Origin of the sequence: Oceanobacter sp. 5_MG-2023 (assembly GCF_030548165.1) — a bacterium.
GTDB lineage: Bacteria > Pseudomonadota > Gammaproteobacteria > Pseudomonadales > Oceanobacteraceae > Oceanobacter.
In genome coordinates, this window is the sequence record NZ_JAUORS010000005.1 from 123,770 (window position 1) to 144,118 (window position 20,349).

General features: G+C 53.5%; 16 protein-coding genes. 7 read left to right on the forward strand and 9 right to left on the reverse strand.

Features of this window, described 5'->3' with window-relative positions; translation table 11 throughout:
- Positions 1-71 precede the first annotated feature (71 nt).
- Together Q4551_RS05225 and Q4551_RS05230 are read right to left on the reverse strand one after the other, a co-directional pair.
- Positions 72-1,004, reverse strand: a complete 933-nt coding sequence (locus Q4551_RS05225) for a bestrophin family protein (RefSeq protein ID WP_303432219.1) — start codon at positions 1,002-1,004, stop codon at positions 72-74.
- A 51-nt stretch (positions 1,005-1,055) separates the two neighbouring features.
- On the reverse strand, positions 1,056-1,481 hold the full coding sequence (locus Q4551_RS05230; RefSeq protein ID WP_303432221.1) for a secondary thiamine-phosphate synthase enzyme YjbQ: 426 nt from the start codon (positions 1,479-1,481) through the stop codon (positions 1,056-1,058).
- A gap of 364 nt (positions 1,482-1,845) precedes the next feature.
- Here Q4551_RS05230 and Q4551_RS16225 point away from each other — a divergent pair, with 364 nt between their 5' ends.
- Entirely contained in the window at positions 1,846-2,010 is a 165-nt protein-coding gene (locus Q4551_RS16225) for a DUF559 domain-containing protein (protein WP_368501371.1), read from the forward strand.
- A gap of 92 nt (positions 2,011-2,102) precedes the next feature.
- Here the strand turns inward: Q4551_RS16225 and gtfA are convergent, their stop codons facing one another.
- Positions 2,103-3,545, reverse strand: a complete 1,443-nt coding sequence (gene gtfA, locus Q4551_RS05235) for a sucrose phosphorylase (protein ID WP_303432223.1) — start codon at positions 3,543-3,545, stop codon at positions 2,103-2,105.
- 205 nt (positions 3,546-3,750) lie between these two features.
- On the opposite strand from gtfA, the gene Q4551_RS05240 reads away from it, so the two are divergent.
- Together Q4551_RS05240 and Q4551_RS05245 are read left to right on the forward strand one after the other, a co-directional pair.
- Positions 3,751-4,482: an RNA methyltransferase gene (locus Q4551_RS05240; protein ID WP_303432224.1), complete on the forward strand. Its 732-nt coding sequence runs from the start codon at positions 3,751-3,753 to the stop codon at positions 4,480-4,482.
- Between the two features lie 91 nt (positions 4,483-4,573).
- Entirely contained in the window at positions 4,574-5,512 is a 939-nt protein-coding gene (locus Q4551_RS05245) for a D-2-hydroxyacid dehydrogenase (RefSeq protein WP_303432227.1), read from the forward strand.
- Here the strand turns inward: Q4551_RS05245 and Q4551_RS05250 are convergent.
- Positions 5,481-6,101 carry a 3'-5' exonuclease gene (locus Q4551_RS05250; RefSeq protein WP_303432230.1) on the reverse strand — a complete coding sequence of 207 codons (621 nt, stop codon included), beginning with the start codon at positions 6,099-6,101 and terminating at the stop codon, positions 5,481-5,483. The genes Q4551_RS05245 and Q4551_RS05250 overlap by 32 nt on opposite strands.
- Positions 6,101-7,900, reverse strand: coding sequence for a DUF294 nucleotidyltransferase-like domain-containing protein (locus tag Q4551_RS05255; RefSeq protein WP_303432232.1), 1,800 nt, complete (start codon positions 7,898-7,900; stop codon positions 6,101-6,103). Before Q4551_RS05255 ends, Q4551_RS05250 begins: the two co-directional genes overlap by 1 nt.
- 323 nt (positions 7,901-8,223) lie before the next feature.
- On the opposite strand from Q4551_RS05255, the gene Q4551_RS05260 reads away from it, so the two are divergent.
- The gene (locus Q4551_RS05260) at positions 8,224-11,646 is read left to right on the forward strand and encodes a NahK/ErcS family hybrid sensor histidine kinase/response regulator (protein ID WP_303432233.1); all 3,423 of its coding nucleotides are present in this window, start codon (positions 8,224-8,226) and stop codon (positions 11,644-11,646) included.
- Positions 11,647-11,709: 63 nt separating this feature from the next.
- Here the strand turns inward: Q4551_RS05260 and Q4551_RS05265 are convergent, their stop codons facing one another.
- Complete coding sequence (locus Q4551_RS05265) at positions 11,710-12,393, reverse strand: response regulator transcription factor (RefSeq protein ID WP_303432236.1); 684 nt, start codon at positions 12,391-12,393, stop codon at positions 11,710-11,712.
- A 194-nt stretch (positions 12,394-12,587) separates the two neighbouring features.
- Positions 12,588-14,537 (reverse strand): acetate--CoA ligase, encoded by a 1,950-nt coding sequence (gene acs / locus Q4551_RS05270; protein WP_303432238.1) that lies wholly within the window; start codon positions 14,535-14,537, stop codon positions 12,588-12,590.
- A 568-nt stretch (positions 14,538-15,105) separates the two neighbouring features.
- Between acs and Q4551_RS05275 the strand changes: the two genes are divergently transcribed.
- Positions 15,106-16,224, forward strand: a complete 1,119-nt coding sequence (locus Q4551_RS05275; protein WP_303432239.1) for a DcaP family trimeric outer membrane transporter — start codon at positions 15,106-15,108, stop codon at positions 16,222-16,224.
- A 365-nt stretch (positions 16,225-16,589) separates the two neighbouring features.
- Complete coding sequence (locus Q4551_RS05280; protein WP_303432241.1) at positions 16,590-17,588, forward strand: hypothetical protein; 999 nt, start codon at positions 16,590-16,592, stop codon at positions 17,586-17,588.
- A 26-nt stretch (positions 17,589-17,614) separates the two neighbouring features.
- Here Q4551_RS05280 and Q4551_RS05285 read toward each other — a convergent pair whose 3' ends face one another.
- Both Q4551_RS05285 and Q4551_RS05290 read right to left on the reverse strand, forming a co-directional pair.
- A complete protein-coding gene (locus Q4551_RS05285; protein ID WP_303432242.1) occupies positions 17,615-19,312 on the reverse strand; it encodes a SagB/ThcOx family dehydrogenase in 1,698 nt (565 codons plus the stop codon).
- A gap of 28 nt (positions 19,313-19,340) precedes the next feature.
- On the reverse strand, positions 19,341-19,598 hold the full coding sequence (locus Q4551_RS05290; RefSeq protein ID WP_303432244.1) for a nitrogen fixation protein NifZ: 258 nt from the start codon (positions 19,596-19,598) through the stop codon (positions 19,341-19,343).
- A 225-nt stretch (positions 19,599-19,823) separates the two neighbouring features.
- On the opposite strand from Q4551_RS05290, the gene Q4551_RS05295 reads away from it, so the two are divergent.
- Entirely contained in the window at positions 19,824-20,315 is a 492-nt protein-coding gene (locus Q4551_RS05295) for an ankyrin repeat domain-containing protein (RefSeq protein ID WP_303432245.1), read from the forward strand.
- The last annotated feature ends 34 nt before the right edge of the window (positions 20,316-20,349 follow it).

Sequence of the window (20,349 nt, forward strand, 5' to 3'; positions counted from 1 at the left end):
CCACAGTGGTTTGTCCTGCCACCACCGGGAACGGATCGGGCTGGCTGACAAAGTGGCTTAACACTCCCCCGTCAATCCAGTACATCGCCGTTGGGTGCCAACATATCAAGCAATGGCAGGCCTTGCGCCTGTGCCAGCGAGCGGTCATTTACCCGACACAAAGACGCCAGCGGCAGGTGATTGGCGTCATGGCCAAAGGGTTCTTCCAGCTGTTGCGCCAAGGCATCCAGACCAAAAAAGGTATACGCCACAATCACAATAAAGACCGGCATCATCCAGCCCAGACTGCCCACCAGCCCGAAAGGCAACAAGTAACAATACAGATACGCCGTCCGATGCGTCAGCAAGGAATAGGCAAAGGGCAACGGAGTGGATGCCAGCCGTTCACTCGCCGCCTGAATCGCCGCCAGACTGGATAAATGCTCATTCAGAATCCGTATACCCTGGGTATCCAGCTCATTGGCCGCATATGCCTGACGCAAGGTTTCTGCCATTGCCAGCCCCACACCATCGGCCACGTTACCCTTCTCCACAACCTGCGCCAGCCGCTCTGTCGACAAACGGGCCAGCACCCAGTCGGGAACTTCCTGTTGCAAAACAGCCACGGACAACGGCTGCTGACGCAGCTGCAGGCGCAAGGCATGATAAAACACGGAACACCAGGCCAATAGCTCCGCCCGCCGCTCGGATGGCAAGAGAATATGCGTTGAACGCGCCAACGAGCGCACTTCAGAAACCATTCGTCCCCATTGCCGGCGCCCTTCCCACCAGCGGTCATAACAGGCGTTATTACGAAACCCCAGAAACAGCGACAACGCTATCCCCAGCAAGGTAAACGGAGCCACCGAATAACGAGCCAGATTGGCCCAGTGATCGGTATGAACCACCACCACAGCTGCCGCGAATACCAACAACCCCAGTAAATGCCAGGCAATATTCGGCAAAATTGAACCACGCCAAACAAACAACAAGGCCAGTGCATGGGGACGTTCACGAACAATCATTCATTCTCTCCGAACCATCAAAAACAATCAGTTACAACACGCGGATTCCAGTTATTGCCCCTGCCCCTGCAACGTCGCCAACACACGGCGACTGCCGCCCTGGTGTCTGTGCTCGCCGAGGTAAATACCTTGCCAGATCCCCATGTTCAGCTCGCCCCCCGTAATGGGAATCGTCACGCTATGGCCCAATAAACTGGCCTTGATATGGGCGGGCAAATCATCACTGCCTTCCAGCGTATGACGGTAATAGGGTTCGTCTTCACGCACATTGCGATGAAACCAGGCTTCCATGTCCTGACGCACGGTAGGATCTGCATTTTCGTTAATGGTTAATGACGCTGATGTATGTTGGATAAACAGCTGCAATAACCCGATATCGATACTCGCCAGCTCCGGCAATTGTTGGCGTATTTCTTCCGTAATCAGATGAAAACCCCGCGACCGGGGAGATAACCGTATTTCTTTTTGTAACCACATACACCCTCTCCGATGACCAGCCCCAAAACCACGTATACAGGTCGCCACGGCCGGAATAACAACACCCAGGCTACAACGTTGCACAAGCCCCCCGTTACGTCGGGCGGCCAAGAATAGCGGTATGAAATTTGGTGAACAACTTTTGTTGATTCGATACTATTTTTTGCAGCAGTTTTGCCGCTGCCAGAAAATGAGAAACTGGAAAGTTGAGAAGCCGGAAAATGATCGAACGGAATACCGTATTGAATCGGCGATAAAATGCTCACCCGCTACGCCGGCTATCAGTAAATTGAGGCAGACGTAGTGAACGACCAAAAGCAGATGGATTATGACTGACAGGGAACGTGTTTAAACAAACCGGAATATAAAAGCCGCCGCTCAGCCTTGCGCAAGCAGGCTACCGCTTACCACACCGGAGCAACACTTCTGGCAAGCGGTCAGAGGCAAACAAGGTGGAACCAGGTTTCGGCAGCTGCATGGCATTGGCCATTACATTGTCGATTTTATCGCTCTGAGTGGAAACTGGTGATTGAGCTGGATGGTGATTCGCATGTTTCAGAACAGGCCCTGCAACCCCACCCCGGCCCTTGATAAGGGGGCCGGGAAAAGGTCAGTTCTGGATCAGGCCTGAAATTCCTGCATTTCACCACTGGCTTCATCGGTGTAACTCAAACGCGCGGTATTAAACTGCAAATCCACAAACGCCCGGCAATAATGCTCGCCATGACGCCAGGCCATATCGACGCTGGCGCTGTTGGAGAAGTTCAGTTCAAAGTGGCCATCAAACGCCGGGTGACTGCTACGGAAACGCATCAGTGTCAGCAAGCGCTTCACCACCGGTTTCTGCACCGCTTCGGCCACTTCATCCAGGCTGTAATAATGACGGTTGATATCGCGCAGTTCGCCGGTTTGCTCCATCAGCTCGTGGTCATTTTCACCGGCCAGCAAGCCCACGTAATACACCTGTGGCGTACCCGGTGTGAAGAACTGCACGGTGCGGGCAGCGATATAGGCATCATCGTTCTGCATCAGGGCATCGTAAAAGGTGCAAGTAAGCTGATAAATCGCACCAACACTATGAATATTGGCAGCTGAGCGGCGCAGGATCGGGTCTGCCGAGCGGTCGTTGATATTATCAATCAGGATACGGATTTTATCGTCCGGCAAGACCCCTTCAACGTCTGGAATGCAAATACCATCGTGGGTATCCAGAACGGTGATCATATTGCGCGGGCACATCCGCAACCAGTGCTTGAGGTATTCGCTGTTGCCATCCAGCAGGGAGTAGAGCAGCAGTGGCGGCAAGGCAAAACCATACGGATGCATATTGCGACGGCCAATCGCGTATTGATAACTGGAATGATCGTGCACTTCAGGCAGGATTTCTGCCCCCAGGCTTTGTGCCACTTCGTTGCACCAGTCGAGGGTTTGATACACGTATGGCTCAACCAGAAAACAGCTCGTGCCAATCCGTTTGGTGGTGTAACCAAAGGCATCCAGGCGGAACAGTTTGACGCCCTTGTCGGCCAGGAAACGGAACGTATTGGCGATATAGTCGTAAGTTTGCTCAGACTCGTAATTCAGGTCGATCTGATGTTCGGTAAAGGTACACCACACCCGTCCAACACTGCCGTCGGCAAATACTACTTCCCGGAACGGCTCTTTCTCTTTGCGGATGTGGATTTTCATCAGGTCGTCGTGGCTGATTTCGCCCATTTCATCGACATCAACAAACAGCGAGGCGTATTGCGATGCCTTGCCTTTGGCCAGGTAGTCGATAAATTCTACGGATTCATCAGAAATATGATTCACCGTCACATCGGCGCAAATATCGTATTCGGCTGCAATGGCTTCGATATCACCCCAGTCGCCATACACTGGATCCACTTCTTTGTGGGTCAGGGGAGAAAAACCGGCATCGGCATTGGACGGGTAAAACGGCAGGATATGAACGCCACCCACGGCACCCGCAAAGTGGGTGTTGAGAACGGTATGCAAATCTTTCAGGCTGTTACCCAGGCGGTCGGGGTAACAGATCATCTGGACGGCATTACGAAGAGCCATAAGGACCTCTGGTCGGTTGCTGTCCGATCAAAGGCTGACGGTTGAGTTAAGCACATGCAAGCCGAAGCCCGTCTCAACTCCCCAATCTGGCCAATTCACAAGACAGGAAAATTCATTCCGGTTGGCAGCAACAGGCCGAGAAAATTCCCTGACGCCAGTCCAACCCGTACAATGGCGCGCTGTGCCCACTGTTGGAAACACTTGCATGAAAGTCGATCTCGCCAAAAAACTGCACCAGAAAAAATACCGCACCGAGACCGGCTGCTATCTGGTGGAAGGCGAACACCTGTTACTGGAGCTGGAAAAATCCAGCATTCAGCAGGCCGAGCTGTTTGTCACCGAAGCCCACCAGCACTGGCCAACCCGATTCCGCAAAACCCTGATTGGTGAGCGTCAAATGGCGCAGCTGTCGGACACCCGCTCACCGCAGGGACTGGTCGCTGTCGTGCCCATGGAGGAAACCCGGACCCAGGTGCAACAGGCCAGCCAGGCGACGACCAGTACCGAACGGGTGTTATATTTGTATCAGATCCAGGACCCCGGCAACCTGGGTACCATTTTGCGGACACTGGCCTGGTTTGGCGGCTGGCGCCTGTTACTCAGCCCCGACAGTGTCGATCCTTTTAACCCCAAGGTGGTACGCAGCAGCATGGGGGCAACATTTCATGTGCCCGTTGAACTGGAAGTCACACTCGAGCAGCTGGCGGCGCGTTACCCGCGTATTGCCACATTGGATATGACCGGCGCACCGCTCTCTTCCGGGCAGTTCAGCCAGTTTGATGCTTATCTGTTTGGCAACGAAGCCCGAGGTGTACCCCATGCCTTGCTGGCACCTCTGGCAGTAACGGCGTTTACCATTCCCGGCAGCGGCCAGATTGAGTCTCTGAACCTGGCCAGCGCCGTCAATATGAGCCTGTATGAATTACACCGGGGTTGATGCCTGATATGTTAAGCGGTCAAGCCAACATCTGGCGTCAACCCAATATCTAACGATGGTTAGCCTTTTTTCATCCTGATGAGTAACTCTTATGAAAGCTGTATTTCTGGATGCCGATACATTTAATGATGTCGATATGACGCCCATTCATGACTGTGTCAGTGAGCTGGTCTTGTATCCCACCACTTCACCAGAGGAGCTGGGGCCACGAGCCGCGGGTGCCGATTTGCTGATCACCAACAAGGTCAACATCAGCGCCGATGTGATGACCGGGAAACGGGGCATTCTGGTGGTCGCAACCGGGCTTAACAATGTCGACCTCGAGACCGCCCAACAGCTGGGTGTACCAGTATTGAATGTCCAGAATTACGGCACCGCCTCGGTAGCCCAGCACACCATGATGCTGATGCTGTCACTGGCTGGCCAACTGCCACGTTATCAGCAAGATGTCGCTCAGGGTGCCTGGCAACAAAGTCCCTTCTTTTGTTTGATGAACCACCCGACCCGGGAGTTAACCAATAAACGGCTAATACTGGTCGGCGAAGGTACGCTGGGCAGTGCCGTGGCACGGCTGGCAGAAGCCTTTGGTATGCAGGTTGAGTTTGCTGCCCGGCCGGGCAAGGCCAATGATACCCGTCCGTCACTGGACAGCCTGTTACCCACGGCCGATGTATTAAGTTTTCATTGCCCACTCACCGAACATACCCGCCATCTGCTCAATGCCGATAACCTCACCCGCATCAAGCCCGACTGCCTGGTCGTGAACTGCGCCAGAGGTGGCATTATTGATGAAGTCGCCGCCTTGGATGCCTTGCAGCAAGGACAGCTGGGTGGACTGGCAGTGGATGTGCTGCCAACCGAGCCACCCGTCGATGGCCACCCACTCCTGGAGGCGCTCAATACTGGCCTGAATCTGATGGTGACGCCTCATAACGCCTGGATCAGCCCGGAAGCGCGGCAGAATATTATCAATCTGACCGCCGCCAATATTCGCCAGCTCAACGCGACTGACCAAACCCCGTCAGCTTGATGTACATCAGCGCCGTGGAGATAACATCTCCCATGGCGGTATGGCGCTCGACGATAGGCACTTGCAGGTCGCGCGCCAGCCCTTCAAAGGTCAGATCCAGATGCACTTCGTGAATATGGTGCCGGCGTTTGCTTTTGACGTAGATTTCCGACACTTCGATAAAGCGGTTGGGCAACCTGAAGTTATACAACTCGCGAATATAACGGTTCAGAATGGCGCGGTCGTATTCAATATAAAACCCGCAAATTGGCCGGTTGCCAATAAAATCCAGCAGCTTTTCGATGGCTTCTGCCAGGGCCACACCTTCGAGCCGGTCTTCGCGACGTAAATAATGAATCCGCACCGCGTTCGGGTCGGTTACGGCGTCGGAGCGGATGGTCAGGTCCAGCGATTCGGCCAGACGGATCTGATTACCCCGTACCCGCACTGCTGCCACACTCAGCAACTCGCCCTTTTTTTTATCAAACACACTGGTTTCGCAATCCAGCACCACCACTTCGTCACCCTCGTACGGCTCGGCCAGGTGAGCCCAGCGGCCTTCTGGCAGCATTCGCCGGGGCAAGCGTTCTTCAATCCAGCGACGTAACATCAGAAGTTCTCCAGATGAAAATGCAGTGATAGCTGCTGCTTGAATTTTTTCACCCGGTGCAAGGCGTGACGCAGCAGATTGCGGTCGACACTGCGCAGCTGGTTGATGTCCAGTTGCTGACTCAGGCCACGGTTGGGGGCATCATGTTCCAGTTGCTGGCGCAGTCGTATTCTTAAAAAGAACACCAGCGCATCCCGTAAACCTTGAGCGGTCTCGCTATCTAGCACGCCTTTTTCCATCAGTATCGTCAGCCGTTCGAGGGTGTTGCATTCATCGATCGCATGTTCGAATGCCATGGCCCGAACGCCATGCACCAGCGGGAAAATAGCGCCTTTCTTGATATCGATATTGCCGTGATCTTCCCGGATATTGCCCAGAAAGGTCAGAGGGGTTTCGAACTGCAGCGCGGGTTTGGCAAAACGAGCGGATACAATACTGGAGCGCAGGGTTTCCAGCTGCCAGCTGGCCTTGATCGGCCAAAACAGTTCCGGATTACCACATACGGGTTCGCCATCCATAAAAATGGCCATGTTCATCATCGCATCCGGATTGCCGGAATCCAGCCAGCGGGCGACCCGCTCCTGCCAGCCTTCGACGGTATGAATCCAGCTGTCGTTAATAAACATGACGCCTCCCGGACAAGGCGGATAACCAAAATCCAGCAGGGCCTGGTGTAGCTGTTGCAGCAGTGGCAAGACGGCTTCGCGGTCGTGTTCGTTGTCCAGAATGATGGCGTTGTCCTGGTCGGTCTTGAGGATTTGTTCCCCCCGGCCTTCACTGCCCAGTACCAGAATACAGACGGACTGCCGCAAGCGAGGCGGGAAAATCAGCTCAAACGCCTTGAAGATCAAACGCCGGTTCAGCGTTGTCACCAGTTCCATCAGGGCGGTGATTTTAACCCCCTGGCCATTCAGGGTTTCGATCAGGGTTTCCAGTCGTTTGGCCGCTACCACCAGTTCTTTTAACGATTTGGCCTGGTCAATCCGCATGGCAATAATATGCGAATGGGTCGAAAAGGTACTGAGCATATCCATCAGTTCCAGCAGGCCAACAATCTGGCCTTCCTTGCGAACAACCACACGTTCGATATTGTGCTGGGTCATTTTCAGCAAGGCGCTGAACAAGAATTCGCCGTACTCAACGCCAATCAGGTTGAACTGGGCCACATCGGCGGCACGGGTTTGTTTGGTCTTGTCCCCCAGCAAGGTGGCCTTGACCAGATCGGTGCCGGTCAGAATGCCGATTTCCTCGCCGTCACGTACCAGCAAGGCATCGTGTTTTTTCTCGTACATCAGCGCCGCGACACGGGCCAGACTGGTCTGGGCCGACACGTACACAGGAGGGCGAATCACATCCTCATCAACCCGCGACAGGATAAATTCCGACACGCTGGAATCCTGGCGCTCCACCATCGACTGCTGGGTACCCAGGTCGGTATTAAAATAAATCGAAAAATCACCGGACTGATCAAGCAGCTGGATAAAGTCGTCGGCCCGCAGCAGATAACACAGGGTTTCTTCCACCGCGGCAAAGGTATGCTTGCAGCCGTTCTCCAGTACCGCCCGGACGTCGAACAAGTCTTCCTTGCCATATTGGGAAAACACCTGCCCGGTCTCGCCATCACGCTCTTCGACCAATCCTTTGTAAATAATATAAATGCCGGGAGCCGGGACACCCTGTTGCAGAATCAGTGCTCCGGCATTAAAAAAGACCAGGTCGAGGCGACTGGTCAACCAGTCGAGTTGCTCATCCTTAAGAAAGGAAAAAGGCGGTTGGTTGAGGTTGATCTGAATGGTCATACCGGGCCTCCGGCGGTTGTTTAACGTTATTATTATTCGGGCGCATCGATTTGCCCGGTGGGGGCTACGAGATGATATGGATGTTCCCATTGGTCTTATCTTGGCGGATTGTCACGGGTCAAGCCATGTGACCAAAGCAGACATCTTGCAGGGCTGGCGGATTCAGCAAGTCCTGCACTGTGGTATTTTAATAATACCAAGACAGCCGGGCGGACCAGTGTGTACAGCACACATGGTATGCTTCCCCGTTCGCCTTGTGGCGCAGCCTCTTACACCAATAACCTCTAACAATAAGGGTACCTATGATCCAGGTATGGCAACTGGTGTCCATTTCTGTTCTGTATATTGCAACCTTGTTCTGGATTGCCTGGTACGGCGACCGGCGCGCCCATGAAGGACGGCCCATTCATAACACCGGGGTGATTTACAGTCTGTCACTCGCAGTATATTGCACCTCCTGGACGTTTTATGGTGCCGTCGGCCAGGCTGCTTCCAGTGGCTGGAGTTTCCTGTCGATTTACATCGGCCCGATGCTGTTCCTGATGTTTTATTGGCGCTTGCTGGGCAAGATTACCCGTATTGCCAAAGAAAAACGTATCACTTCCATTGCCGATTTTATCGCCACCCGCTATGGCCGTGATCATACGCTGGCGGTACTCGTGACACTGGTTGCCATTCTCTGTGTTGTGCCTTATATCGCCTTGCAGCTGAAAGCCATTTCGACCACGTTTGAACTACTGACCTTGCCTCTGGGCCGCAGTATGGTGGGGGTAAATCACTTCTGGGAAGACACGGCATTTTATATCAGCCTGGCGATGGCATCGTTTGTGATTATCTTTGGTACCCGGGATATCGATGCCAGCGAGCAGCACCCGGGCATGATTCTCGCCATTGCCTTTGAGTCGATGATCAAGCTGATCGCTTTTGTTGCGGTTGGCATCTGGGTGATGACATTCCTGTACGACTACCCGTCCGAGCTGCTGGAGCTGACCACGCAGGTATTACCCGACCACCCGCTACTGAACAACGACGTCATCAGTCTGTCCTTTTTGTTGCAGACCCTACTGGCTGGCTTTGCCGTACTGAGCCTGCCACGGCAATTCCAGGTCTCCGTGATTGAAAACGAATCGTCCCGTCATCTGCGTACTGCCCGCTTTCTGTTTCCGCTCTATCTGTTTTTAATGATGCTGTTTGTGGTACCGATTGCGCTGACAGGCCATCTGTTTTTGCAGGATATCGGCTTTGCACCAGACACCTACGTACTCAGCTTGCCTGTGGCTCTGGGGCAGGAAACCCTGGCAGTGATGGCTTTTATTGGTGGTGGCAGTGCCGCGACCGGCATGATCATTGTGGCGACCATTGCCGTCAGTACCATGGTCTCCAATGAACTGGTGCTACCGGCCTTTTTCCGCCAGCAAGACAACGAGGATTTGCAGCATTCCAGTAAAGTACGAACCCTGGTGCTAACCGTACGGCGTCTGGTCATTCTGGTGATGATTCTGGCTTCCTATCTGTTCTATCGCCTGGTAGGTGAGTTCGATTCCCTGGCGGCGATTGGTATGCTGTCGTTTGCTGCAGCCGCGCAGTTTGCACCTCCCCTGATTGGTGGCCTGATGTGGCAAGGAGGCAATCGCCAGGGGGCAATCGCCGGTCTGATTGCCGGTACCAGCGTCTGGTTCTATGGCTTGATGTGGCCATTTATCACCCAGAACCTGCCAGGGGTGCAGGGCAGTCAACTGGTGCATATGGTCAGTGGCCTGAACCTCGATAACTTCAGTATTGGCGTTATGCTCAGTTTGCTGGCCAATCTGTTTTTCTATGTGTTGTTTTCCGTTGTCACGAACGCCTCTGTGCGTGAACGTATGCTGGCCGGTGACTTCACCAGTGCCCATGTCATGAGCCAGAACGATCGTCTGGTGCCTGCGTTTGATTGCAAGGTGGATGATGTCCAGGTGGTGCTGGAACGTATTCTGGGTTTTCGCAAAACCGATGATTTTTTCAGCGATTATCAGTCCCGCCACGGCATTCAATACGACAATGCCATCGCCTCCAGCGCCCTGATTCAGGAGGCAGAGAAATTACTGGCATCGGTGGTTGGGTCTTCCTCTGCCCGAGTCATTTTCTCTACCTTGCTGGGCGGCGAACGCATCCAGATTCGTGATCTGGCCTTCCTCGCCAGTGAAGCCAGTCAGGCGTTTTCAATGAGCCGGGAACAACTGCAAGCCGCTCTGGAAAACCTGCAGCAGGGGGTCAGTGTTGTTGACAAGGATTTAAAACTGGTCGCCTGGAACCGGCGTTATCTGGAAATATTCAACTACCCCTCCAGCTTTATTTATACCGGCAAACCGATTCAGGAAGTGATTGCCTTTAACGCCGGTCGTGGCTTCTGCGGCACCGGGGATATTGCCGATCAGGTGAACCGGCGCATGAGCTTCCTCAGTACCGGATCGGCGCACCAGTTCGAACGGCTGTTACCTAATGGCGTCGTGATTTATATGCAGGGCCATCCCATGCCCGACGGCGGTTTTGTCACCAGCTTTACCGATATTACGGTGCATCGCCGGGCCGAACAGGCGTTAAAGGAGGCTAATGTCTCTCTGGAACGCCGGGTCGAAAAAAGCTCGCAGAAGCTGGATGATTTGACCTCCCAGCTGATTGAAGCCAACAATTCCAAAACCCGCTTCCTGGCCGCTACCAGCCACGACCTGATGCAGCCGCTGAATGCCGCCAAGCTGTTTGCCTCGACACTGAGTCAGAAGAACCTCAACGACGAACAACAAAAGCTGCTGAATCACCTCGAAGGGGCACTGCAATCGTCCGAAGATGTGCTGTCGGTGCTGGTGGAAATTGCCAAGCTGGATGCCGGTGCCATGGAGCCGGTATTACATCCGGTACAACTCAGTACTGTGCTGAAACCGCTGCGGGATGAGTTTACCGCTCTGGCGGCCGATAAGGGACTGAAGTTGCGGGTACGGGCCTGTGATGATATCTGGGTCACCAGTGATGCCCATTGGTTGCGCCGTATTCTGCAAAACCTGCTCAGTAACGCGGTCCGTTACACCCATCATGGCAGTGTGCTGCTGGGCTATCGCCGTCGCCAGGGCCATATTGTGGTACAGGTATGGGATACCGGTCAGGGGATACCGGCCAACAAGATGCAAGAAATTTTTGGTGAGTTCAAACGGCTGAACGAAGGCAAGCAAGACGTCAAGGGACTCGGCCTTGGACTGGCCATTGTTGATCGCATGACCAAACGTATGGACCATCAGGTCAGCGTGCGCTCCACACCGGGCAAGGGTACCTGCTTCGATCTGGTACTACCGGTTGCCCAGGCAGATGTCAGTCGTCAGGACAATCATGACCAGGCAGTCATCGCTACCGCCAGCTTTGAGGGTATCCCGACCTTTTGTATCGATAATGATGATGAAGTACTGGCTGGTATGCAGGCGTTGCTGGGTAGCTGGCACTGTCAGGTATACGCGTGCAAGGATCTGGCAACGGCCCAGCAAATCCCGTTCAAGCCAGCCATTATGCTGGCTGATTACCAGCTGGATAACGATGAAACCGGCCTGCAGGCAATGTCTGATCTGCGTGAACGGTTTGGCGACCCATCCATTCCAGGGATTCTGATTTCCGCTGACCCTCGCCAATCCGTTGCAGAAGAAGCCAAGGCGCTGGGTTATTACTTCTTGCGTAAACCGATACGTCCAGCGGCACTGAGAGCCCTAATCCGACGACTGGTTTAACCGGGCGGGTTGGTACGGGGCTGCCCTGATGGCATCGGGGCCTGCCCGCACACGCTATCCGGCTCAGCTTTCTGCTTGCGCATTCGCCATTTGGGTATCCGGTTTTTCTATATCCAGGCTTTGCACGGCAATAACGGCCTGGGTTCGGGTGCGGACACCCAGCTTGCGGAAAATAGCCGTAACGTGGGCCTTGATGGTGGCTTCGCTGACTTCAAGGTCGTAGGCAATCTGCTTGTTCAGCATCCCTTCGGCCATCATGGTCAGTACCCGGAATTGCTGCGGTGTCAGGCTGGCCAGACGCTCGGCAATATCCAGTGCATTCTGGTTCGGGTGGTGTTGGTGACGGCGGGCAATATCGGGCAAATACAATTCCCCTTCCAGCACTTTACGAATCGCCACGGCAATATCTTCCAGCGGTGAGGATTTGGCAATGTATCCGGATGCCTGATGATCCAGCGCCTGACACATAATGGCGGGATCTTCACAAGCCGACACCACAATGACGGGGATTTCAGGGTAATGGGAACGCAAAAACACTAATCCGGAATAGCCATGAGCACCGGGCATTTGCAGATCGAGCAAAATCAGATCAGCATCCGAGTTCTGCTCAACAACACGCTGCAGCTCCGGTAATGAATCGGCCTGGGGGATGGTGGCATCGGGTACCAGCTGTTTGACAGCCTGGTGCATCGCGGTGCGGAATAAAGGATGGTCATCGGCAATAATGATTTTTTGGGCAAGCTGCATGGATCCTCCTGAGCGAACAGCGCTTGCTGTTCGGTGATGCCTCCGGCGGGACGGTCAGGCCGGATCATCTTAAACGGGCTGGAAAGCCAACAAAAAACAACGCCGATTACAGAATTAACTGTAATCGGCGTGTTTGAGTCTGATCGATCAGCGTCTTCGAATCAATATATTCAAATCAACGCCTGTTAATCTAATCAGCGATTTTTACGCTCTTCAATCAGACTATCGACCACGGTCGGATCCGCCAGAGTAGATACATCTCCCAGAGCATCGTGCTCATTGGCTGCAATCTTGCGCAAGATACGACGCATGATTTTGCCGGAACGGGTTTTTGGCAGTCCTGGGGTAATCTGGATCAGATCCGGTGTTGCTACCGGCCCAATCTCGGTACGAACCCATTTACGCAGCTCCTGTACCAGCTCTTCGCTGCCTTCTTCCCCTGCATTCAGGGTGACATAAACATAGATACCCTGGCCCTTGATGTCGTGTGGGTAGCCAACCACTGCGGCTTCCGCCACTTTCGGGTGAGCAACCAGTGAGCTTTCCACTTCTGCTGTACCCATGCGGTGGCCAGACACGTTGATAACGTCATCAACCCGACCGGTAATCCAGTAGTAACCATCTTCGTCACGACGGGCACCGTCACCGGTGAAGTACATGCCACGGAAGGTGGAGAAGTAGGTTTGCACAAAACGATCGTGATCACCAAAGACGGAACGTGATTGACCCGGCCAGCTGTCCACCATCACCAGATTACCTTCTGTAGCACCATCCAGAATCATGCCGGAGTTATCCACCAGCGCTGGCTGGACACCAAAGAACGGACGAGTAGCCGAACCCGGTTTTAATGCTGTGGCACCTGGCAGCGGGGTGATCATGATGCCGCCCGTTTCGGTTTGCCACCAGGTATCAACGATCGGGCATTTGTCTTCACCGACAGTTTTGTTGTACCAGTCCCAGGCTTCCGGGTTGATTGGTTCACCCACAGACCCCAGCAAACGCAACGAGCTACGTGAGGTGCCTTCAACAGCAGCCGTGCCTTCAGCCATCAGCGAGCGAATGGCCGTTGGTGCGGTGTAAAGGATATTGACCTGATGCTTGTCGACAATCTGGCTCCAGCGATTGATCGCCGGGTAATTTGGCACCCCTTCTGAAATCAGGGTGATGCCACCATTCAGCAACGGGCCGTAAATCAGGTAGGTGTGACCAGTAATCCAGCCAACATCGGCGGTACACCAGTAAACGTCACCATCATGATAATCAAATACATATTGGTGGGTAATCGATGCCCACACCATATAACCACCGGTTGAGTGCACCACCCCTTTGGGCTTGCCAGTAGAACCGGAGGTATACAGGATAAACAGTGGATCTTCAGAATCCATTGCTTCTGCCGGGCAGTTGGGAGACGCCAGTGCCACCAGGTCGTGATACCAGACATCGCGATGTGGATGCCATTCAACATCAGCACCGGTACGCTTGACGACAATCACTTTTTCCAGCGATTTGATCGCTGGGTTGGTCAATGCTTCATCCACGTTGGCTTTCAGGGCAACGGTACGACCCGCCCGTACGCCTTCGTCAGAGGTAATAACCAGCTTGGTGTTGGAATCCTCGATCCGGCCTGCCAGAGCTTCCGGAGAGAAACCACCAAAGACCACGGAGTGAATGGCACCGATCCGGGTACACGCCAGCATGGCAACCGCAGCTTCAGGAATCATCGGCATATAAATGCAGACCACATCACCACGATGAATGCCCTGGCCACGCAAGGCATTGGCAAAGCGAGACACTTCTTCGTGTAACTCTTTATAGGTGATGGTTTTGCTTTCATCCGGGTTGTCGCCTTCCCAGATAATGGCGGTCTGATCGCCACGGGTTTCCAGATGGCGGTCAAGACAGTTGTAGGCCATGTTGGTGGCACCGTCTTCAAACCAGCGGATGTCGACGTTGTGATCGTCGAAAGATACATTGCGAACCTTGGTAAATGGGCGCATCCAGTCGATACGTTCCATTGCTTGCTCACGCCAGAACCCTTCCGGGTTGATGACGGATTGCTGATACATTTGCAGGTATTTGTCGTTATCGATCCAGGCTGAATCAGCAAACTCCGGCTTGACCGGATAAACTTTCTGGTCGCTCATGGCGTACTCCCCTATTTTATTTATTTTATATGATCGCGAATTCCGTGTAGCCGAGGCGGCGATACAAACTGCTGACCCATATTGGTCATAGGTGGGTAGGCAAAAAATTAGACAATGGTCTATTCGAGCTAATCCGGATTATTTCTCAATCAGGATTGAACATTATGGGCCATCCTCAAACCACGTATTTCCCCGTAATAAGTGAGCTGGGTACACTTTCCGACCATACCATTGTCTTCTGTCCGGTAGCGGAATTGCATACCACAACCACTCGCTCTTGCCCCGTTCCCAACAACACACCATACACACTCAAACCCTTGCAGTGTGTGGATTTGTACCAGCCTGAACATCACGAAACCGCGTATCAATAACGGTTTAGAAAATATGATCCTGAGCATAACACCACTAAAAACATAAGTTACATCAGCCATTTAGCCGATTTAGTCGGCTATAGGTAGTTATACCAGTGTCGCTTTAGCGGTACGACTTTTGGCTAATTTTATCCTCATAGGGGACTAACCATAGTGGCTGCGCAGAACAATGATAATTACAAAAGGAGAGCGAGCACATGCGCAAAATCTCACTGATCTTGTTGGCTACGGCAACCCTGCCGATGGCGGTACAAGCTGCAAACACAGAATTCAGCTACGGCGGCTACATCAAAGTAGATGCCATGATGTCCAACTACTCTGAAGGTGAAATCACTTCGACCAGCAGTGGTCGCGATTTTTATGTTCCTTCATCAATCCCAACCGGTACTGCTGGCAACGACAGCAGCGCCTTTGATATGGGTGCGCAAACATCTCGCATTAACTTCAAAACCGTTACTACCCTCAACTCTGGCGAAAAAGTCACTACCTTTGTTGAAATGGACTTTCTGACCGGAACAGGCAACGAGGTGGTATCCAACTCCAACTCACCACGTCTGCGTCATGCTTTCTTCAAGCACGGCAACTACACCTTTGGTCAGACCTGGACAACCTTCATGAACACCGGAGCATTGCTGGAAACCGTCGACTTCCTCGGCGTCAGTGATGGTACTGTTTTTGCCCGTCAGGCCCAGATCCGCTATACCAATGGCGGCCTGCAACTGGCACTGGAAAATCCGGCAACCACTGTAAACGGTGTTGGTAATACAGATGATTCCGCTCTGCCAGACCTGGTGGCTCGCTATAACTTCAAAGCGGGTAATGCCGATCTGTCGGTGGCGGGTATCGCCCGTAACCTGTCATACAAGGACGAAGCCAATAACATTGATGAATCCATCATGCGCTTCGGTATGAACGTTTCCGGTAAACTGATGGTTGGCAAGGATGATCTGAAGTTCAGCATCACCAAGGGTCACGTTGCCCGCTACGTTGGCCTGGCCATGTCCAGCGATGCAACTCTGACCAATAAAGGTGATCTGGTTGGTAATGACGTAACAGCCGCATTTGTTGGTTATCGCCACCACTGGAATGACAGCTTTCGCAGCACCGTTGGTTACAGCATGGTCTCTGCTGACAATCATGCCGATGCGGGAGACAGTGTGAACAAGTCTTCCAAAAGCATGCGTGCCAACGTGATGTGGAGCCCAGCTGAGAAAATGACTTACGGTGTTGAGCTGAGTAAAGCCACACTGGAAAAAGAAAGCGGTGTTGATGGTGATATGACGCGTGCGCAGTTTACTGCCAAATACGCCTTCTGATTTATCCTTTCGATCGACAAACAACCCGACGTTATGTCGGGTTTTTTGTCGCTGCCATTATGATATCCGCACGTATAATCCGATACTGGCAGCACTTTTTATTCTTGGCCTGATCAGCCCAAATTGCTAATGAATAGCTATTCATCATATCTGGGACAATCACTGCGCAAACCGTTACGTCATGATGGTTATTAGCGGTTGTTTTACCGATCTCACCGCCTTTCGCTTGAGCCTTTCGCTTCAGTATTCCCTTGCTATTCCAGTACTTGAACAAGTGCTTGAGTGCTTGTTTTTTAAACAAAAGCTTCTTTTGATTCTTTCGTTTTTGTATAGTTCTGTCACATTCAGTCCGCAGGAAGCCTTACATGAATCGACAATTATCCAACCCGTTGTGCCGAACTCTGATTCTTGCTGCGATAACAGCCGTATCCACGCCAGCAATAGCAGAATATGAAAACCGCTCTTTCAGTGTGTTTGGTGCTGCTGGTATGCAATACATCAACTATAGCGAAGAGTTGAACGACTATTACGGCGTTGATATGAAGTCGTCTTTCGAAGCCGTCAATTTTGTCCAGCGTTCCGGTGGTTACACTGCCGTTAATGAAAAACTGGGGTTTTCGATTATCTCCGCCTCAACCCTGCTGAGCTTTGAAAACGACGAAGACTGGGAAATGCAAGGGCAAAATGGTTACGTCCAGCACAATACCACCTCGCTGAGCTTTCAGACCCTGGACATGATGATGTCGTATCATTTCCAGAATGGCTGGTATACATCCGCCGGCATGCACTACCAGAAGACAGCGTTTTCGCGCTTTGACTGGAGTACAGGTTCGGCCAACGATGCCTACAACAGTACGATCGAAAACTCGATTCGCGATAATCCGGCCATGATGGAAGTGGTACAACAGTACATCGATCAGGTCGATTCGATCACCAGCGAAGACGAGTATTTTGCGGCCATCAAGAACGAGCCGGAAGCCAACCAGACGGTTGTATTTGAGGATGCCAGTAATTTTGGTGTCATGGTGGGCATTGCTTACGACAGCTACTTCATGAACCAGTCCAGTGGTATGCGTTATCAGTTCTCACTGGAAGTGGGCACACCGGTCTACGAAAAAATCCTTAACAGCAGCCATAGCGGCTCTCTGGACCGCACCTTTGGTGGTGGCCTGGATGTCACTGGCAAGCTGGGCATCGGCTACCAGTTCAGCCGCAAACTGAGCACCATGCTGCTCTTTACCGGGCTGTACAGTCATCGCGACAAACTGCAGGAATGGTCCAACGCCCTGGATTCAGTCACGCTGCCAGAAAATACCCTGTATGCGGCGGCGTCCTATCTATCGCTGGGCTGGAACTTCAAATAACCGGATAACCCACCGCTCCGACAGGGCTAAACCCCGGTCGGCGGTGACGGTTCCACAGACGCTTTTCCATAAGCAGACCAGCTGGTAATACGATGATCGATCACCGGTACCCCTACGGTGAAATGATATAACACCTGTTGCTGGTCGTTTTGCAGCCCCAACAGGTTGTGCACCATATCGTCGTAATAGCAACCGATACCGGTACCTCGCAGCCCCGCCGCTTCGGCTTCCAGATATAACACCTGTCCTATGGCACCGGCCTGCCAGTATAGATGGCGATAGCGCCATGGCTCCGCCTCCATGCCGTCACAATCGGCCAGCATCGCCAGACTGAAGGCACTCTCCCCGGCAATGGCCTGCTGACAGCTGAGGCGCATGGCGGTACGTCGGGTACCAGCCGCCAGCAGCCGATAAAACGGCAGATGTTCCGGAGCTGACTCCACCGGCTGCCACTGGAATTCTGCCCGTAACGACGCCTGCATATCAGTCAATGACCGACCGGTATCACGTTGCAGGCAGTACAAGCCAGAGGGCAAGCCTTCAACCTTGTGCACAAACAGCATCAGCTGGATACCATGGCTGAGTGGCAAGGTATGCCACGGGCTGTAATCCGATCGTGGCAGGCAATGATCCAACAAGGTATAGAAATCCGCCAACGCCATGCCTCCGGCAGCATCAAATGCCTGCGCCGAACGACGCTGTCGAATCAGCCGGGCCGCCGGTTGCCGGGCTTCAGAACCGCTGGCGATGGCAGGTGCTGGCCAGTCCGCCGCGGCCAAACGTGTGGTTGCCGAGGCTGGACTGGTGGCTGGAATACGAGCAGCTGCGGCCACTTCGTCAATAACCAGCCACTGATACATATGCCGGGGGTCGAGCACATTGGCCCTGCCCATCCACTCTTTCTGCTGCCCCAGCCAGGCGATGATTTGTTCTGCTTCTTCTGCTGACGCGCTATCAGGATGCCTGTTGGCCAGTAGATTCAATAAACAATCCGGATGCTCGGCTTCTGCCATTGAACCATCGGCTTGCTGCAGATCCTGTGGGCGATCCAGCCCCAGCAAGCTGGCCAGTGTTGAGTCCGCCAGCGCCACCGGCCGGATCTGGTGCGGATGCCAGCCCAGTGTGGATGCCGCAAAACTGACCGCAGCCAATGCATGCCCCACATCAAGCTGACAATAACGATAAGCCCGCTCGCCATACTTCCAAGCTTCCCGCCAATGTACGGAACTCAAGCCAAGGTACAGCAAGGGTTCCGGACTTTCCTCCTCCAGGCCCAACGGACAACGCAACTCCAGTGCGTGTTGATCCGGCCGATAGTGATACACCCCGTCTTCCAACCCCGCCATCGAGCGCACCAACAGATAACACTCGGTCGGGTGCAGGTTCCCACTGGATGGATTCACCCGTAGTGACCACTTGGCATTGCCAAATTGTTTCCAGGCCGACAAGGCCAATGACAGCTCCAGCAATAACCCCAGCTGTGCCAGATCCGGAATCACAACCGCTTCGGACGATTGCCCGACCGACGGCTGCCACAGCTGCTCCCAACGGCGTGCATCCGGCCGGGCCATCAGGTCGGTAGCCCCCAAAGGCAAGGGAACCAGACGAGCACCGTCATAACGGCGGAACGGGTTCGGCTGGGCATCCCAATCGAGGCTTTCCGGCCCGGCAGCGTAAGCATCCGGCAAGTGTCGGGTACGTTGGTGGTATTCCCGGATTGGCATACGGCCTCACTCAATAGGGTTAATAGTGTTAATGGGTAACTGGCGGTTCCGCGCTGATTTCGTCTGGAAAACAAGTCACCAGATGAAATGGATTGCCTGCTTCATCAGGAAAACACACCAGCAGCATCTCCTGCTCCGGGTTTTCTTCCAGATGCCCGGTGTTGATCAGCATGCCCATGGTGCCGGGTTCGGCAAAGACATGGCTTTCCGGTGCACTCGGCACAGAGCCATCATTGATGATGGTAACGGTGGCGAAAACAGCATCGCCTTTTTGCCATTGTGTCATGTCGCAACTCCTGTCGTTGTTGGTTTTGTCGTGTCGTATTAACGACAATCACCACAGTATCGGTCGGTTACAAACGTCGGCCATAACCGGTGCCGGATAAGGTTTTCCCTTGAAAACAGCGGGTTGTCACAACGTGAACATGACAACGGGTCGTCACTGCTTTCTCTGGAATACCCTATGCAGAGCAAAAGCTTTGCCATGCCCTTGCCACAGAGGAGTTGCTTTATGCCTGTTTCACTGGAACCTGTTACCCTCCAGCCTGCCACGATCAGCTGGATGATCGAGCACGGCTTTGATCCTCAGCGTCCTGACAGACCAGCTCGCTACAATGATACGCCGCTGATTCTGGCCAGCCGCCAGGGGCGTCTGGATGTGGTCGCCGACCTTGCTATCGTCGGCGAACCTGCCATGGCGCTGAATCACCGCAATATGGATGGCACCAACGCGTTGTGGGCTGCTGTGGTCGCCAATGACTATGCCATCGCTGATTTATTGGTCACTCTGGGCATCGATATCGATAACCTCAATGACAACGGTGCCAGCGTCCTGATGTATGCTGCGTCCAGCGGCAAAGCTTCCTGGGTGGCCTGGCTGCTCGAAAAAGGGGCCGATACCCAGGCTGCAACACTCGACGGTTTTACCGCCCTCGATCTGGCCAGTAATATTGACTGCCTGCGGCTGCTCAAGCCTTCCCGGACACGCGCAGCAGAAGCCTGAATCCTGACCGGACGGTCAACCACAAAACCTGACT

Bases quoted from the DNA above. Each gene is read 5' to 3' on its own strand.
- Q4551_RS05255 (WP_303432232.1), bottom strand. From the start codon at position 7,900: ATGACCATTCAGATCAACCTCAACCAACCGCCTTTTTCCTTTCTTAAG.
- gtfA (WP_303432223.1), bottom strand. From the start codon at position 3,545: ATGGCTCTTCGTAATGCCGTCCAGATGATCTGTTACCCCGACCGCCTG.
- acs (WP_303432238.1), bottom strand. From the start codon at position 14,537: ATGAGCGACCAGAAAGTTTATCCGGTCAAGCCGGAGTTTGCTGATTCA.
- Q4551_RS05285 (WP_303432242.1), bottom strand. From the start codon at position 19,312: ATGCCAATCCGGGAATACCACCAACGTACCCGACACTTGCCGGATGCT.
- Q4551_RS05265 (WP_303432236.1), bottom strand. From the start codon at position 12,393: ATGCAGCTTGCCCAAAAAATCATTATTGCCGATGACCATCCTTTATTC.
- Q4551_RS05245 (WP_303432227.1), top strand. From the start codon at position 4,574: ATGAAAGCTGTATTTCTGGATGCCGATACATTTAATGATGTCGATATG.
- Q4551_RS05240 (WP_303432224.1), top strand. From the start codon at position 3,751: ATGAAAGTCGATCTCGCCAAAAAACTGCACCAGAAAAAATACCGCACC.
- Q4551_RS05280 (WP_303432241.1), top strand. From the start codon at position 16,590: ATGAATCGACAATTATCCAACCCGTTGTGCCGAACTCTGATTCTTGCT.
- Q4551_RS05230 (WP_303432221.1), bottom strand. From the start codon at position 1,481: ATGTGGTTACAAAAAGAAATACGGTTATCTCCCCGGTCGCGGGGTTTT.
- Q4551_RS05295 (WP_303432245.1), top strand. From the start codon at position 19,824: ATGCCTGTTTCACTGGAACCTGTTACCCTCCAGCCTGCCACGATCAGC.
- Q4551_RS05250 (WP_303432230.1), bottom strand. From the start codon at position 6,101: ATGTTACGTCGCTGGATTGAAGAACGCTTGCCCCGGCGAATGCTGCCA.
- Q4551_RS05275 (WP_303432239.1), top strand. From the start codon at position 15,106: ATGCGCAAAATCTCACTGATCTTGTTGGCTACGGCAACCCTGCCGATG.
- Q4551_RS05225 (WP_303432219.1), bottom strand. From the start codon at position 1,004: ATGATTGTTCGTGAACGTCCCCATGCACTGGCCTTGTTGTTTGTTTGG.
- Q4551_RS05290 (WP_303432244.1), bottom strand. From the start codon at position 19,598: ATGACACAATGGCAAAAAGGCGATGCTGTTTTCGCCACCGTTACCATC.